At 73.2% G+C, this 14,685-nt stretch carries 11 protein-coding genes and 1 CRISPR repeat array; of the genes, 3 read left to right on the top strand and 8 right to left on the bottom strand.

Features of this window, described 5'->3' with window-relative positions:
* Positions 1-37: 37 nt before the first annotated feature.
* A complete protein-coding gene (locus ABZ990_RS17120) occupies positions 38-1,189 on the bottom strand; it encodes a rod shape-determining protein (RefSeq protein ID WP_361231600.1) in 1,152 nt (383 codons plus the stop codon).
* Positions 1,190-1,593: 404 nt separating this feature from the next.
* Between ABZ990_RS17120 and ABZ990_RS17125 the strand changes: the two genes are divergently transcribed.
* Positions 1,594-2,487, top strand: coding sequence for an EI24 domain-containing protein (locus tag ABZ990_RS17125; RefSeq protein WP_361231602.1), 894 nt, complete (start codon positions 1,594-1,596; stop codon positions 2,485-2,487).
* 30 nt (positions 2,488-2,517) lie between these two features.
* Here ABZ990_RS17125 and ABZ990_RS17130 read toward each other — a convergent pair whose 3' ends face one another.
* The 3 genes from ABZ990_RS17130 to ABZ990_RS17140 all read right to left on the bottom strand — a co-directional run bounded on the left by ABZ990_RS17130 (position 2,518) and on the right by ABZ990_RS17140 (position 7,649).
* Positions 2,518-3,885: a SpoIIE family protein phosphatase gene (locus tag ABZ990_RS17130; protein WP_361231604.1), complete on the bottom strand. Its 1,368-nt coding sequence runs from the start codon at positions 3,883-3,885 to the stop codon at positions 2,518-2,520.
* Positions 3,886-4,006: 121 nt separating this feature from the next.
* Positions 4,007-4,771 (bottom strand): carbon-nitrogen hydrolase family protein, encoded by a 765-nt coding sequence (locus ABZ990_RS17135; RefSeq protein WP_361231606.1) that lies wholly within the window; start codon positions 4,769-4,771, stop codon positions 4,007-4,009.
* Between the two features lie 923 nt (positions 4,772-5,694).
* Positions 5,695-6,578: a CRISPR direct-repeat array (repeat unit 29 nt; unit sequence GTGGTCCCCGCGCACGCGGGGGTGGTCCC).
* A gap of 465 nt (positions 6,579-7,043) precedes the next feature.
* Positions 7,044-7,649 carry a TetR/AcrR family transcriptional regulator gene (locus ABZ990_RS17140; RefSeq protein ID WP_361231608.1) on the bottom strand — a complete coding sequence of 202 codons (606 nt, stop codon included), beginning with the start codon at positions 7,647-7,649 and terminating at the stop codon, positions 7,044-7,046.
* A gap of 151 nt (positions 7,650-7,800) precedes the next feature.
* Between ABZ990_RS17140 and ABZ990_RS17145 the strand changes: the two genes are divergently transcribed.
* Complete coding sequence (locus tag ABZ990_RS17145; protein WP_361231610.1) at positions 7,801-10,374, top strand: glycoside hydrolase family 3 C-terminal domain-containing protein; 2,574 nt, start codon at positions 7,801-7,803, stop codon at positions 10,372-10,374.
* A 39-nt stretch (positions 10,375-10,413) separates the two neighbouring features.
* Here ABZ990_RS17145 and ABZ990_RS17150 read toward each other — a convergent pair whose 3' ends face one another.
* The gene (locus tag ABZ990_RS17150) at positions 10,414-11,328 is read right to left on the bottom strand and encodes an SGNH/GDSL hydrolase family protein (protein ID WP_361231612.1); all 915 of its coding nucleotides are present in this window, start codon (positions 11,326-11,328) and stop codon (positions 10,414-10,416) included.
* A 273-nt stretch (positions 11,329-11,601) separates the two neighbouring features.
* Here ABZ990_RS17150 and ABZ990_RS17155 point away from each other — a divergent pair, with 273 nt between their 5' ends.
* On the top strand, positions 11,602-12,096 hold the full coding sequence (locus ABZ990_RS17155; protein WP_361231613.1) for a DUF3145 domain-containing protein: 495 nt from the start codon (positions 11,602-11,604) through the stop codon (positions 12,094-12,096).
* Between the two features lie 192 nt (positions 12,097-12,288).
* Here ABZ990_RS17155 and ABZ990_RS17160 read toward each other — a convergent pair whose 3' ends face one another.
* The 3 genes from ABZ990_RS17160 to ABZ990_RS17170 form a co-directional block, all read right to left on the bottom strand.
* Positions 12,289-12,801, bottom strand: coding sequence for a GNAT family protein (locus ABZ990_RS17160; protein WP_361231615.1), 513 nt, complete (start codon positions 12,799-12,801; stop codon positions 12,289-12,291).
* Between the two features lie 273 nt (positions 12,802-13,074).
* Entirely contained in the window at positions 13,075-14,337 is a 1,263-nt protein-coding gene (locus tag ABZ990_RS17165) for a beta-ketoacyl-[acyl-carrier-protein] synthase family protein (RefSeq protein ID WP_361231617.1), read from the bottom strand.
* An 80-nt stretch (positions 14,338-14,417) separates the two neighbouring features.
* A complete protein-coding gene (locus ABZ990_RS17170) occupies positions 14,418-14,666 on the bottom strand; it encodes an acyl carrier protein (RefSeq protein WP_361231619.1) in 249 nt (82 codons plus the stop codon).
* Positions 14,667-14,685: the final 19 nt, after the last annotated feature.

Here is a 14,685-nt window from a genome sequence, read left to right on the forward strand (position 1 = left end):
TGCCGAAACCCGAGCGGGGTATCGCGCCCCGGGCGCGTCACTCCGCCGCGGTGGGCCGGTCGCCGGCCGGCAGGTCCTCGGTGGCGGCCCGGTCCAGTGCGTCGCGCTCGGCCGGCGGGCGGTCGTCCAGGGCGAGACCGCGCAGCGGGCGGTCCTTGGACAGCGGGGCGAGGGCCAGCGGCTGGACCCGCCCCTCCAGCATCGCGCCGAGACCGAGCACGGAGCACACGTCGGGCCGCTCCGCGATCTGCACCGGCATCCCGGTCGCCTCGCGCAGCATCTGGTCGAGACCGGGCAGCAGGGCGCTGCCGCCGACCATCATGATCCCCCGGTCGGCGAGGTCGGCGACCAGGTCGGGCGGGCAGTCCCGGAGCACCTTGCCGATGCCGTCGAGGACGGCGGTGAGCGGCGTCTGGATGGCCTGGCGGACGGCGGCGGTGTCCACGGTCACCGAGCGGGCCAGACCGGTCGCCACGTCACGGCCGTGGATCTCGGTGTACGTCGGACCCTGGACGGTCAGGCCGTTGCCGTGCAGGGCCACCTGGAGCGGGCGGACCGACTGGCTCGGCAGCATCAGCTCGTGCTGATGGCGCAGATGCTGGATGACGGCGTGGTCGATGGCGTCGCCACCGACCGGCATGCGTTCGGCGGTGACGATCGAACCCAGCGACAGCACCGCGACCTGGGTGGTGGCCGCCCCGCACACCAGGATCATGGTCGCGGTGGGCTGCTCGACCGGCAGACCGCAGCCCACGGCCGCCGCGATCAGGGTGTCGACCAGCTCCACCCGGCGGGCGCCGAGGCCCACCAGGGTCTCCACGGCCGCGCGCTGGGCGAGCGGATCGCTGTCGTGCGGCGTGCAGGCGGCGGCCCGCAGCCGGGGCTTGCGGCGCAGCTGGCGGCGGAGCTTGTCGCCGAGGAGGTGGCGGAGCATGCGCTGGGCCATCTCGATGTCGACGACCGTGCCGCCGGAGACCGGGCGGACCACCCGGATGTAGTCGGGGGTGCGGCCGGTCATCTTCTCGGCCAGGGCGCCGACGGCGATCAGCGCACCGGTACGGGTGTTCACGGCGGCGACGGACGGCTCGTCGACGACGAGCCCGGAGCCCTTCACGTAGACCCGGGTCCGGGCGGCGCCCAGGTCGACCGCGACATGGCAGCGGCGCAGTTGCTCGAGGCTGACGGTCACGGTGATCCTCCGGGGTGCGGGTGCGGGTGCGGGTGCGGGTGCGGGTGCGGGTGCGGGGGCGAGGGGTGCGGTCGTGGGCGGGGGCGGGGCGGGGGCGGACGAGGTGGGTGAGGCGGGTGGGGGTGGGGAGGCGGCGCGTACGGGGCGTACGGGCGTGCCTCTCCTGGCATCGTCCTGCCGCGCCGGGCCCCGCGCGCGTCGGGCTGGGCCGCCCGGGGGTGCGGGCGCACTGACGTCCCCTCAGGCCCGGAGGCGGGCTCCGGGGGCGGTGATCCACCCGGATCAGAGGGCCGAGTTCGCCTTCTGGCCTGCGAACCCGCACACTGGGGGAGGGCCGCACTCTGACCGACCAGGGTGCGGCCCTCTTTCCGGCCATGCCCCCGAATGGCCCTAGGGTGTGCGCCATGCGCGAAATCGGGGCGGGATTCGGTTATCTCCTTCAGGGCCAGAAATGGGTGGCGGGCCACGGACGGTGGTTCGGCATCGGTCTGCTGCCCGGACTCGTCACCTTTGTGCTGTACATCGGCGCGCTCGTCGGCCTCTTCTACGGCGCCGACGACCTGACGGCCTGGGCCACCCCCTTCGCCGACGGCTGGGGCTCGCCCTGGCAGGGGCTGCTGCGGGGCACGCTGACCTTCCTGGTGTTCGCGCTCGGTCTGTTCCTCGCCGTGATCACCTTCACCGCCGTGACGCTGCTGGTCGGCCAGCCCTTCTACGAGTCGCTGTCCGAGGCGGTGGACCGCGCCGAGGGCGGCGAGGCGCCCGAGTCCGGGCGGTCGCTGATGCGGGAGCTGTGGATCTCGGCCCGGGACAGCGTGCGCGTGCTCGCCCGGGTTGCGCTGTACGGCGTTCTGCTCTTCGCCGCCGGATTCCTCCCGGTCGTCGGGCAGACCGTGGTCCCCGCGATCGGCTTCTGCGTCTCCGGCTTCTTCCTCACCGAGGAACTGACGGCGGTCGCGCTCCAGCGCCGGGACATCGACTTCAAGGAGCGCCTCGGCCTGCTGCGGAGCCGCCGGTCCCTCGCCCTCGGCTTCGGCGTCCCCCTCACCCTTCTCTTCCTCGTTCCCTTCGTCGCCGTCCTGCTGATGCCGGGCGCGGTCGCCGGCGCCACCCTGATGGCCCGGGACCTCAACGGCGAGAACGCGGCGGATCGGGATCGGGATCGGGAGCAGGCCGAGGGAGGGGAGGGGAACGGGGACGCCGCGGGGTACCCCGTACACCAGCAGCAGTACCAGCCGTACCCGCCGACACAGCCGCAGCCGCAGACGTATAGGCAGCCCGGCCCGTACTCCTCCTGACCTCGACCCGGCCCCGACCCGTGCCCCCGCTCACAGACCGATGACGATGAGCGCCGTGTCGTCCGTCGCCCCGCCCACCGGCAGCATGTCGAGCAGCAGCGCGTCGGCGAGCGTCTCGGGGGCGGAGGTGCGGTGGCGGCGCAGGGCCTCGGCGAGCCGGTCGAGGCCGGCGTCGATGTCCTCGTGGCGCCGCTCGATCAGCCCGTCCGTGTAGAGCACCAGCGTGCCGCCCGGGGTGAACGCGGCCTCCGCCTGCGGCCGGGTGCCGTGCCGCAGATACGCGCCGAGCGGCGGGTCGGTGGCCCGGTCCAGGAACTCCACCGTCCCGTCCGTGTGCACCAGGACCGGCGGCGGATGTCCGGCGCTGCTGTACGTGATGACCTTGCGCTCGAAGTCGATCCAGGTCTCGACGGCCGTGGAGTTCTCCGCGCCCTCGACGGACCGGGCGTACAGGTCGAGCACGTCCAGGGCCTTCGCGGGCCCGGACGCCACCCGGGAGGCGGCGCTGAGCGCGCTGCGCAACTGCCCCATCACTCCGGCCGCCGCCAGCCCGTGCCCGACGACGTCGCCGACGGCCACCCCGATCCGGTCGCCGCCCCCGTTGCCCGCGCCCGCGCCTGTGCCCGCACCTGCACCTGCGCCGTTTCCGTCGGCCGTCCGCTCGCTGCCCTGGGCCCCCTCATCACCCGTGTCCGCCGTGCCGATCCCGTCGCCGCCTCCGCCCCCGCCGCCGCCGTCGAGGGTGACCAGGTCGTACCAGTCGCCGCAGACGTTCAGCGCGCCGATCGCCGGCCGGTAGCGCACCGCCGCCCGGTGCGGCCCGATCGGGCCCGGCGCGGGCAGCATCGCCTCCTGGAGCGCGATCGCCACCTCCCGCTCGCGGGCGTGCGCCGCGCGCAACTGCTCGTTGACCTCCTGCAGCTCGCGCGCCCGGGCGTACAGCTCGGCCTCCAGGACCCGGGTGCGGCCCCGGACCGGCCCGCCCCGGGCGCGGATCAGCTCGGTGATCTCCTCCGCCCGCAGCACCACCAGGTGGACGGTGCCGTCCGGACCGAACACCGGGGCGTTGACGGGGCTCCAGTAGCGCTCCTCCCACTCCCCGGACTGCTCGGCCGACTCGACGTCGTAACGCTGCGGCGCCATGGTGTCGCGCTCACCGGTCTCCACGACCCGGCGGAGGGAGGCAGCCAGCGTCCGCACGCCGTTCTGATGCGGATCGTTCGGGCTGACGGGGAACGTGTCGTACAGGCTGCGGCCGATCGTCCGCTCCCGGTCGCGGCCCGCGATCCGCAGGAACTCGTCGTTGGCGTCGACGTACACGAGATCCGGGGTGAGTACCGCGACCATGCCGGGCAGCGCCCGGAACACGCCCGCGTAGTCGATCGGCTTGTCGGTCATCCGTCCCTGCTCCGCCCGCCGCTGCCGGCCCCCGGTCACCGTCCCCGGCACCAGGGTGCGCCGGGGACGGCCGGTTCACATCCCGGCGGGGTGCGGGGGAGTTACGGCGGGCGGGCTCCGCTCAGCGGTTCTCGGTGGCCTCCGGGGCTTCCGGGGCGGCTTCCGGGGTCCCTTCCGGGATGTCGACGAGTACGTATCCCGCCGTGTCGGGCCCGGCGTCCGCGAGCCGCTCCCCGTCGGGGCCCCAGGCGCCGGCGAGGCCGGCGCCGATACCGGCCTCGCTGGTGCCGAGGGCGTTGCCGAGTACGGCGTACAGGCCGAAGTCGCGGGACCGCGCCGGGTAGACGTTCTCGAAGGAGTCGTTGCCGATTTCGAGGACGGAGCTCGACAGGTACACCCGGCAGCCGTCGGCGGCGGCCCGCTCGGCCAGGGCGGGGAAGCGGTTGTCGTAGCAGGTGGCGGTGGCGTACCGGACGCCGTCGAGGGTGAACCGGCCGTCGGCCGTGCCCGGGGCGAACACCTCGGCCTCGATGCCGTACAGGTGCTGCTTGTCGTAGCGGGTGAGGAGGCTGCCGTCGGGGCCGATCACCAGGGTGGTGATCGCGACGCGGCCGTCGTCCGTCCGTACCGGCCCGCCGACGACGGCGGCGGCGGACACCGCGCGGCACGCCTCCTGTATGGGGGCGAGGCGCGGGTCGTCCTCGGTCAGGATCAGGGCGGGGGTGTCGCGGATCAGGGCCGGGACGTAGCCGGTCAGGCACAGCTCGGCGAAGACGACGACCCTGGCCCCCTCGGCCCCGGCGGAGCGGACGAGCCCGGCGACGGTACGGGCGTTGGCGGCGATGTCCCCGGCGACCGGGGCGAACTGGGTGGCTGCGACGATCATGAAGGGCATCCTCGCACTGGGGTGGGGGGTGGGGGGTGGGTGCGGGTCAGGGCGGGTCCTATGGGTGGGCGTGTCTGTGGGGTTCGGGTGGTGGCCCGCCCTCTCTCCGAGTGTGGCCCCCTCCGCCGGCCCCTCAAGGGCGCTCCTTCGTCGCGTCGCTGCGCGACTCCGCTTCGCTTCGCCCTTGACCGCCCGGCTGCGGGAGCCTTTTCACACTCGGAGGGCGGGCCCGGGGAAAGGGTCCACGCGGCAGCTTCTTTTGTGCGGGCCGTCGTGGGCGGGTGCGGGGCCGGGGGTGGTGGGGTTCGGGTATCGCTCCGGCCGGCTTGTCGGGTGCGGGCCGGTGGGGTGGGGCTCGGTTTGTGGCCGGGGCGGGCGGGACGGTGTCCGCCGTCGGGGTGCGCAGTCGTGGAATGGGGCGGCCCGGGCCGTCTCAGCGGATGACGGCCGTCGGCGGTCTGGGATTCATGCCCCGCTGGTCACCCTTGGTGGGTGGGGGCGAGGGAAACCCCGCTCGCGCGGAGGGAAGGGGCCCTGGAATCGCCTCTGAAGTCACACGAGTTCACACCCGCCCCACGGCGGGTGCGGAGTCGCGCCTTCCACCCCGGGTTGGGTGAGTAAGTGCGCGCGCGAGCACACCGGAGTGCCTCTGAAGTCACAGGAGTTCACTCCCGTCCCGTTTCCGGCGGGGATTTCGACTTACCCATCCGCCGGACGAAGGAACTGCGCACGCGAGCATCCCTCGCCCCTGCCGTCACACGAGTCCTGTGCGAGTTAGTGTGCTCGCGAGCGCCCGGGAGGGCCTTTGGAGTCACAGGAGTTCACGATTGCCCCATTTGATGCGGGAATGTTGGCTTAAGTCGCACCTTGGTAAAGTGGGTAAAATCCGGGGTCTGGCGATGTGAAGCCCCAGGTCGGCTCCTGTGGTCCCCGCGCACGCGGGGGTGGTCCCTTCGGCGGCGACATGGCCCGCCAGATCGTCGTGTGGTCCCCGCGCACGCGGGGGTGGTCCCGAGACGGTCGACAATGCGGTGGCGCTGGACTTGTGGTCCCCGCGCACGCGGGGGTGGTCCCGACGCCATACGAGAACTGCGCGCATGGTCGGCGTGGTCCCCGCGCACGCGGGGGTGGTCCCAGATCGGCGACACCGGAAAACTTGCTGCCGGTGTGGTCCCCGCGCACGCGGGGGTGGTCCCCACGCCACCCTCGGACGCCAGGCCGACTGGGAGTGGTCCCCGCGCACGCGGGGGTGGTCCCATGAGCGCCGGGCCGTTCTCCTCCTTGGAGTCGTGGTCCCCGCGCACGCGGGGGTGGTCCCACCAGCCTGAGACGCGTACGACTGGAACTGATGTGGTCCCCGCGCACGCGGGGGTGGTCCCGACCGCCGGAGCGCTCCACGCCCCAGCAGGCGGTGGTCCCCGCGCACGCGGGGGTGGTCCCCACGACGTACACGCCGACAACGCTGCCATCCTGTGGTCCCCGCGCACGCGGGGGTGGTCCCCAGGACGTGGCGAGCTGAACGAGGAACCCCTCGTGGTCCCCGCGCACGCGGGGGTGGTCCCCTGGCCATGGCCATACTCGTCCTCGGCAGCGGGTGGTCCCCGCGCACGCGGGGGGTGGTCCCGCGGGCTGCACCACCATGCTCGACGCCTATCTGTGGTCCCCGTGCACGCGGGGGTGGTCCCGCCTTGGTCTGGTCGTACCGGCCGTAGCGGAGGTGGTCCCCGCGCACGCGGGGGTGGTCCCTCGGCCGAGGTTGTGGTGAGACCTCGGCATATGTGGTCCCCGTGCACGCGGGGGTGATGTTCATGCGGGCGCTTGTCGGTTCTTTAGTGCCACCGGCGGTGACCAGCGGGGCATGAATCCCCGCCAGGCGACGGCGGTCATCCGCTGAGCCGGGCCGGGCCGCCCCATTTCACTGCTGCGCACCCCGGGCCGGCGGGCACGGTCCCACCGGCCCGGGCCGCGAACTCAGCCCCACCCCACCGGCGCACACCCGACAAGCCGACCGGAGCGATACCCGGACCCCACCCCGACCACCGGCCCGCCACCCGCCCACGGCGGTCGGCAAACAGCACCGCCCCCGCGTGGACCTTTCCCCTGGGCCGCCCTCCGAGAGTGTTTTTCGTGCCTGGAGGCGCCGGGTCAAGGGCGGAGCGCAGCGGAGTCGCGCAAGCGACGCGACCGAAGGGAGCGCCCTTGACGCGGCGCTGGAAGGCGCGACTCTCGGAAGGAGGGCGGACACCACGTCACATCTCACTCGCACCTCGCGCTATGACACGCCCCGCCCGCCCCCTGCGGGCCACGCCCCCACTCTCCCCTCCCTCAGCAGCGCCACGAAGTCCCGGAACGCCGTCGGCATGTCCACCGACTCCGGGGCGAGCAGCCACTGGTACTGCAGTCCGTCCATCACCGCCGTGAGCAGCGGTGCTGCCCGCTCCGGCGTCAGCCCGCCCGGGAGTTCGTCGCCGAACTCGGCGCGCAGCACGGCGGCCATGGTGGCGCGCGCGTGCGCGTAGCGTTCCGTGAAGAAGGCGCGGGCCGGGTGGTCCTCCGTGACGCTCTCGCCCAGCAGGGCGGAGAAGGTCTGCACGATCCCCGGCCGCATCGCGTTGTACTCGACCAGCGACTCCAGCAGATCGAGCCGCCACTGTTCCCTGCCCGGGCCACCGCCCGTGTCCCAGCGGTCGCGCTCCTCCAGGACGGCGACGAGCAGCGTCTCCTTGGTCGGGAAGTAGTGCAGCAGGCCCTGCTGCGTGAGGCCGACCCGTTCGGCGACGGCGCTCAGCGAAGCGCCCCGGTAGCCGCGTTCGGCGATCACTTCGAGGGCGGCGCGGACGATCTCCGCCCGCCGTTCCTCGTTCCTGGCCCGGGCCATCGCCCCGCCCCCCGTCTCGCGTCTCACGCCGTGTCAGAGACAGGACCGTACGTCATACGTAAGGTAACGAACAGGCAACGTCACCTACCGCCCTACAGGGCATCGGTCACGATGGGCCGCACCAGCACACTTCGACGAGGAGGGGCACGGTATGCGGGAGACACAGAAGGCGCAGAAGGCACAGAGGAATCAAGGGGTGCCGGAGGTGCCGGAAACGGTGGCCGACCCCGACCTCGACCCCGACACCGCCCGCGAGCGCGCCGTCGACGCCGCCCTCGCCTCCCTCGACCTCGACGCCAAGACGCGGCTGCTCGCCGGCCGTGACATGTGGTCGCTGCCCGCCCTGCCCGAGATCGGCCTCGCCCCGCTCGTGATGTCCGACGGCCCCGTCGGCGTACGCGGAGTCCGCTGGACCGCCGACGACCCGTCCGTCGCCCTGCCGTCCCCCACCGCCCTCGCCGCCACCTGGGACCCCGCCCTCGCCCGCCGCGCCGGCCGGCTGCTCGCCCAGGAGGCCCGCCGCAAGGGCGTCCACGTCCTGCTCGCCCCCACCGTCAATCTGCACCGTTCCCCGCTCGGCGGCCGTCACTTCGAGGCGCACAGCGAGGACCCGTACCTCACCGGCGCCCTCGCCACCGGCTACGTCCAGGGCATCCAGGACGGCGGTGTCGGCACCACCGTCAAGCACTTCGTCGCCAACGACGCCGAGACCGACCGCTTCACCGTCGACAACCGGGTCGCCGCCCGCCCGCTGCGCGAGCTCTACCTCGCCCCCTTCGAAGCCGTCGTCGAAAATGCCCACCCCTGGGGCATCATGACGGCCTACAACCAGGTCAACGGCACGACCATGACCGAACACCGCTACCTCGTCCAGGACGTCCTGCGCGGCGAATGGGGCTTCGACGGCGTCAACGTCTCCGACTGGATGGCCGCCCGCACCACCAAGGCCGCCCTCGAAGGCGGCCTCGACCTCGCCATGCCCGGCCCGCGGACCGTGTACGGCCCGGCGCTCGCCGCCGCCGTCCGGGCCGGCGAGGTCGCGGAGAGCGCCGTCGACGCCGCCGTACGCAACGTCCTCCGGCTCGCCGCCCGCGTCGGTGCCCTCGACGGCGCCCCGCCCGTCGTCACCACCCCGCCCGCGCCGATCGACGGCGACGCCCTCGCCCGCGAGATCGCCCACCGGGGCTTCGTCCTCCTCCGCAACGAGTCCCACGTCCTGCCCCTCGGCACCGGCCCCCTCCCCAGTACCGACGGCACCACCCCCGACGGCACCACCACCCCCGCCACTCCCACCACCCCCACCGTCGCGCTCTCCGGCGCCGCCGCCCGCGACGCCCGCGTCCTCGGCGGCGGCTCCGCGCAGGTCTTCCCCGACCACGTCGTCTCCCCGTACGACGGTCTCGCCGCCGCCCTCCCCGCCGGCGCGCTCACCTTCTCCCTCGGCGCCGACCCCACCGAGGAACTCGCCCCCGCCGGCACGGGCTTCACCCTGCGCGCGGTGTGCCGCGACACCTCCGGCACCGTCCTCGGTACGGGCTCGCTGCCCATCGGCCAGGTCCAGTGGATGGGCGCCGACCTCCCCGCCGGCGTCACCCACGACACCCTCGCCTCCGTCGAGATCACCGGCACCTTCACCCCGCGCGAGAGCGGCCCGCACGCCTTCGGCACCCGAGGTCTCGGCGGTTTCGTCCTCACCGTCGACGGGCGGGTCCTCTTCGACGGCACCCAGGGCCCCGGCACCGAGACCGACCCCTTCGAGGCGTTCTTCGGCGCGCCCACCGAACGCGGCACCGCCGAACTGACCGCCGGGCAGACGGTCGAGGTGTCGCTGCGGCACACCCCCGCCCCGGAGTTCGCGCCCCCGCTGCCCGCCGTCGTCTTCTCCCTCGTCCATCTCCCGCCGCGCCGCGACCCCGACGAACTGATCGCCGAGGCCGCCGAGGCCGCGCGCGGCGCCGGTACGGCCGTCGTGGTCGTCGCCACCACCGAGCGCGTCGAGTCCGAGGGCTTCGACCGCACCGGCCTCGCCCTGCCCGGCCGCCAGGACGACCTCGTCCGCGCCGTCGCCGCCGCCAACCCGCGCACCGTGGTCGTCGTCAACGCCGGTTCCCCGGTCGAGATGCCCTGGCGCGACGAGGTCGCCGCGATCCTGCTGACCTGGTTCCCCGGCCAGGAGGGCGGCGCGGCCCTCGCCGACGTCCTCACCGGCGCCGCCGAACCCGGCGGCCGGCTCCCCACCACCTGGCCGGCCGCCCTCGCCGACGCCCCCGTCACCGAGGTCACCCCCACCGACGGCACGCTCGACTACACCGAGGGCGTGTTCATCGGCTACCGCGCCTGGGACCGGGCCGGCGCCGTCCCCGCGTACCCCTTCGGCCACGGCCTCGGCTACACCACCTGGTCGTACGACTCCCTCGTCGCCACCCCGGACTCCGCCCTCGTCCGGCTCACCAACACCGGCACCCGGCCCGGCCGAGAGGTCGTCCAGATCTACCTCGTACCCGTCCACGACCCGGCCGAGCGCCCGGCGCGCTGGCTCGCCGGCTTCGCGAGCGTGACGGCGGACGCGGGCGAGAGCGTCGAGGTCACCGTCGAACTGCCGCGCCGCGCCTTCGAGATCTGGGACGAGAAGGAAGGCGGCTGGACCCGCGTCGACGGCACCTACCGGGTGGTGGCCGCCCACTCCCTCGACGACCCGCGCCTCGGAGCGACCCTGGACCTCTGACCGGCCCGCTGACCCGCCGCCTTGCAGACCCCCGGCCGGCTACGGCGCGGTGATCCGCCGGTACGCGAGTTCCGCGAGCCGCGCCTGGCCGTCCCGGCTCGGGTGGAAGAAGTCCCACGGGCTCAGCTGGGCCTGTTCGAAGGGGAACGCGAAGACGGCCCCGTCGTCGTACCGGCAGCGGTCGTCCTTCGCGCACACCTCCTTCAGTACGCGGTTGTACGCCACCACGCGCTCCCGCACCGCCGTCCGGCGCTCCTCGGCCGCCGCGCCCAGGTCCTGCGGGTCCTTCAGCATCGAGCCGCATATGCCAAGCTGCCACACCTGACGAGCCATCGGACTGACCCGTCCGGTCGACCACAGCCGCTTCAGATCCGGCACGCTCGCCACGTACACCTGGGACTTCGGCGCCTTGGCCCGCAGCCGGCCGAGGGCCGTCGTGAAGGAGGTACGGAAGTCGTCGACCGGGGTCATCTGCTCCACCCGGTCCCGGCAGGCGTCGTTCGCGCCCATCATGACGGTCACCAGCTCCGGCCGTTCGGCCGCCGCCGTGTCCATCTGCTCCGGGAGCTCGGCCATCAGCGCCCCGGTCCGGGCCAGGTTCCAGCTGTGGCCGGCCACCCGCTCGGTGCCGAGGAGCCGCAGGGCGAGCGAGTTCACGTCCGGGTCGCCGCCGGTCGCCCACGACACGTCGGGGCAGTCCGCCAGGACCGAGCAGGCGTCGAAGGCGCGGGTGACGGAGTCGCCGACGGCGGCGACCGAGCCGGGGGAGGTGTTCCACACGGGCTTCGCCGGCGCGGCCGGCCGGCCCGCTCCGGCCCCGGCCCCGCCCCCTGAGCGCGCCCCGCCTCCGCCCCCGTCACCGGAACCGGCCGCCGAGCAGCCGGCCGCGGTCCCCGCGCAGAGCAGGGCCGCCGTGGCGGCGACAGCCGTGCGGAAACGATTTCGCCCGCGCATCCGCGAACCTCCTTCGCGGTCCGTCCGCGTCCTGGCGAGTGAAAGCTTCGTGTCCACCCGTCCCCGCCCGACCGTACGCCCTCCCCTGGCGGGCCGGGCACGGTAGCTTGGGCCCGTCGAAGCAGGGGAACCCGCCACCGATCCGGTTCCGGTAAATTACATCACGTCACATGCTGTCCCCTTTTTGGGGGTTTGCGGATACCCATTCTCGTGATGATGTGTACTGAGGCCGCTGGGAACGGCTGCCCCCTTGTCCCCACACTGGAGGTCCCGGTGACGACACGTGGAGTCCTGTACGTTCATTCCGCACCGCGCGCGCTCTGCCCGCACGTCGAATGGGCGGTCGCGGGCGTCCTCGGTGCGAGGGTCCAGCTGGACTGGGTCCGCCAGCCCGCGTCACCAGGGATGTGGCGAGCCGAATTCTCCTGGCAGGGCCAGACCGGCACCGCCTCCAAGCTCGCCTCCGCGCTGCGCGGCTGGCAGATGCTCCGCTTCGAGGTCACCGCGGAGCCCTGCGCCGCCGCCGAGGGCGAGCGCTACAGCGCCACCCCCGAACTCGGCATCTTCCACGCCGTCACCGGCATCCACGGGGACATCCTGATTCCCGAGGACCGGCTGCGCGCCGCCCTCGCCCGCGCCGCCCGGGGCGAGACGGTCCTGGAGACCGAGATCGCCCGGCTGCTCGGCAAGCCCTGGGACGACGAGCTGGAACCCTTCCGCTACGCGGGCGAGGGCGCCCCGGTCCGCTGGCTGCACCAGGTCGTCTAGCGGGTGTCCTGTCGCGCCCGCCGGGGGAACGCCCCCGGGGAGCACCGGCCGGAGCGACAGGACACCCGTCACGGCAAGGGCAAGGGCAAAGCCAAGAGCACTGGCATGGGCACTGGCATGGGCACTGGCATGGGGGTACGGGGTCTTACGGGGCTACGGGGCTACGGGGCCCCGGGTACGAGGGCCATGGCCTCAGCGCACCAGCTCGTCGGCCAGAAGGTCCATCAGCAGCCCGTCGTGCCAGGTCCCGTTCGCCTCGCGCTCGTACTGCCGCATGACGCCGACCGGCCGGAAGCCGACCTTCGCGTAACAGTGGATCGCCGCCGTGTTGCCGGCCGCCGGGTCGATGGTCAGCCGGTGGTGGCCGTGGTCGTCGACGAGATGGGCGGCCAGGGTCCGTACGGTGTCCGTGCCCACGCCCTTGCCGTGCACCGCCGGGTCGAGGAACACGTCCATGCCGGCGTGCCGGTACTCGATCGACTCGTCGGCGTGCCACTGGATCTGCCCGACGATCCGTTCCTCGTACTCGACGGTCAGACAGTGCACCGCGGGGTCGTCGAGGGTGGCCGAGACATCCGCCGGGAGATCGTCCCCGCCCTGCCACCACTGCCACACCTCGGGTGTCGCCCGGATGGCGGCGAGGGCGGGCACGTCCTCGCGGACGCTGGGACGAAGGGTCACGAGGGCACCATGTAAAACGGTCATGGCCCGGACCCTACGCGGCCGAAGTGCCCGCGCGGGGGGTCGTTCGGCCCTCTCGGCCGGTACCCGCCCGACCGGCCCAGCCTTGGCATATGCCGAAACGCGCACCCACCCCGACCCGCATATGCCAAAGGCCCCGCCGGGACATCCCGGCAGGGTCTTGAGGCATATGCGTCCGACGAGCGGTCAGGCCGTGACGACCGGTCGGACCGTGGCGAACGATCGGACCGCGACAAGCGATCGGACCGCAACGAACGACCAGACCGCGACGACCGCTCAGACCGAACGGAAGGCCAGCACCACGTTGTGGCCGCCGAAGCCGAACGAGTTGTTGACCGCGGCGATCGTGCCCTCGGGCAGCGCGCGCGGCTCGTCGCGCACGATGTCGGCGTCGACCTCCGGGTCCAGGTCGTCGACGTTGATCGTCGCCGGGGCCGTCCGGTGGTGCAGCGCGAGAACGGTCGCGACCGTCTCGACGCCACCCGCGCCGCCCAGCAGATGGCCGGTCATCGACTTGGTGGCGGAGATCGCGACATGGTCCAGGTCGTCGCCCAGGACCAGACGCAGCGCCTTGATCTCGGCGACGTCGCCCAGCGGCGTCGACGTGGCGTGCGCGTTGAGGTGGACGATCTCGGACGGCTGCAGGTCCGTGGAGTCCAGCAGGTTGCGCATGGCGGCGGCGATGCCCCGGCCGGTCGGCTCGGGCTGCGCGATGTGGTGGCTGTCGGCCGACAGGCCCTGGCCCACGGCCTCGCAGTAGATCTTCGCGCCGCGCGCCTTCGCGTGCTCCTCGGACTCCAGCACGATCACGCCGGCGCCCTCGCCGAGGACGAAGCCGTCCCGGGCCTTGTCGTACGGGCGCGACGCCTTCTCGGGCTCGTCGTTGTTCTTGGACATCGCCATCATGTTGGCGAAGGCCACCACCGGCAGCGGGTGGATCGCGGCCTCGGTGCCGCCGGCCACGACCACGTCGGCCCGGCCGGTACGGATCATCTCGATGGCGTAGCCGATCGCCTCGGCGCCCGACGCGCACGCCGAGACCGGGGTGTGCACGCCCGCCCGGGCGTTCACCTCCAGACCCACGTTGGCGGAGGGGCCGTTCGGCATCAGCATCGGCACGGTGTGCGGGGAGACCCGGCGCGCACCGGAGTTCTTCAGTACGTCGTACTGGTCGAGCAGGGTGATGACACCGCCGATACCGGAGGCGATGACGGAACCGAGCCGCTCGGGGTCGACCTTCGCGTCCTCGCCGGCCGGGCCGGTGTAGCCGGCGTCGGCCCAGGCCTCACGGGCCGCGATCAGCGCGAACTGCGCCGAGCGGTCCAGCTTGCGGGCCAGCGGGCGGGGCAGTACCTCGGAGGGCTCCACCGCGGCGGGCGCGGCGATCCGGACGGGCAGCTCCGCGAAGCGCTCGTCCGTCAGGGCGGCGGCGCCGGAACGTCCGGCGAGCAGCCCCTCCCAGGTGGAGGCGGAATCGCCACCCAGCGGAGTGGTTGCGCCGATACCGGTAACGACCACGGTGCGATTGGTCGAGCTCACAGGAAATCGTTCTCCATGTGTGTGATGGTCGGAAGACGGCGCCACCGCTGGGTGGCGGACCGGGGTCAGCAGAGGCCGGATCAGGCCTGGTGCTTCAGGATGTAGTCGGTGGCGTCGCCGACCGTCTTGAGGTTCTTGACGTCCTCGTCGGGGATCTTGACGTCGAAGCGCTCCTCGGCGGCCACGACGACCTCGACCATGGACAGCGAGTCGACGTCCAGGTCGTCGGTGAAGGACTTGTCCAGCTGGACGTCCTCGACCGGGATGCCCGCGATCTCGTTGACGATCTCCGCGAGACCCTCGACGATCTGCTCCTGGGTGTGGGCCATGGGTGGCGCTCCTTGTTGT

Origin of the sequence: Streptomyces sp. NPDC046203 (genome assembly GCF_040646255.1) — a bacterium.
GTDB lineage: Bacteria > Actinomycetota > Actinomycetes > Streptomycetales > Streptomycetaceae > Streptomyces.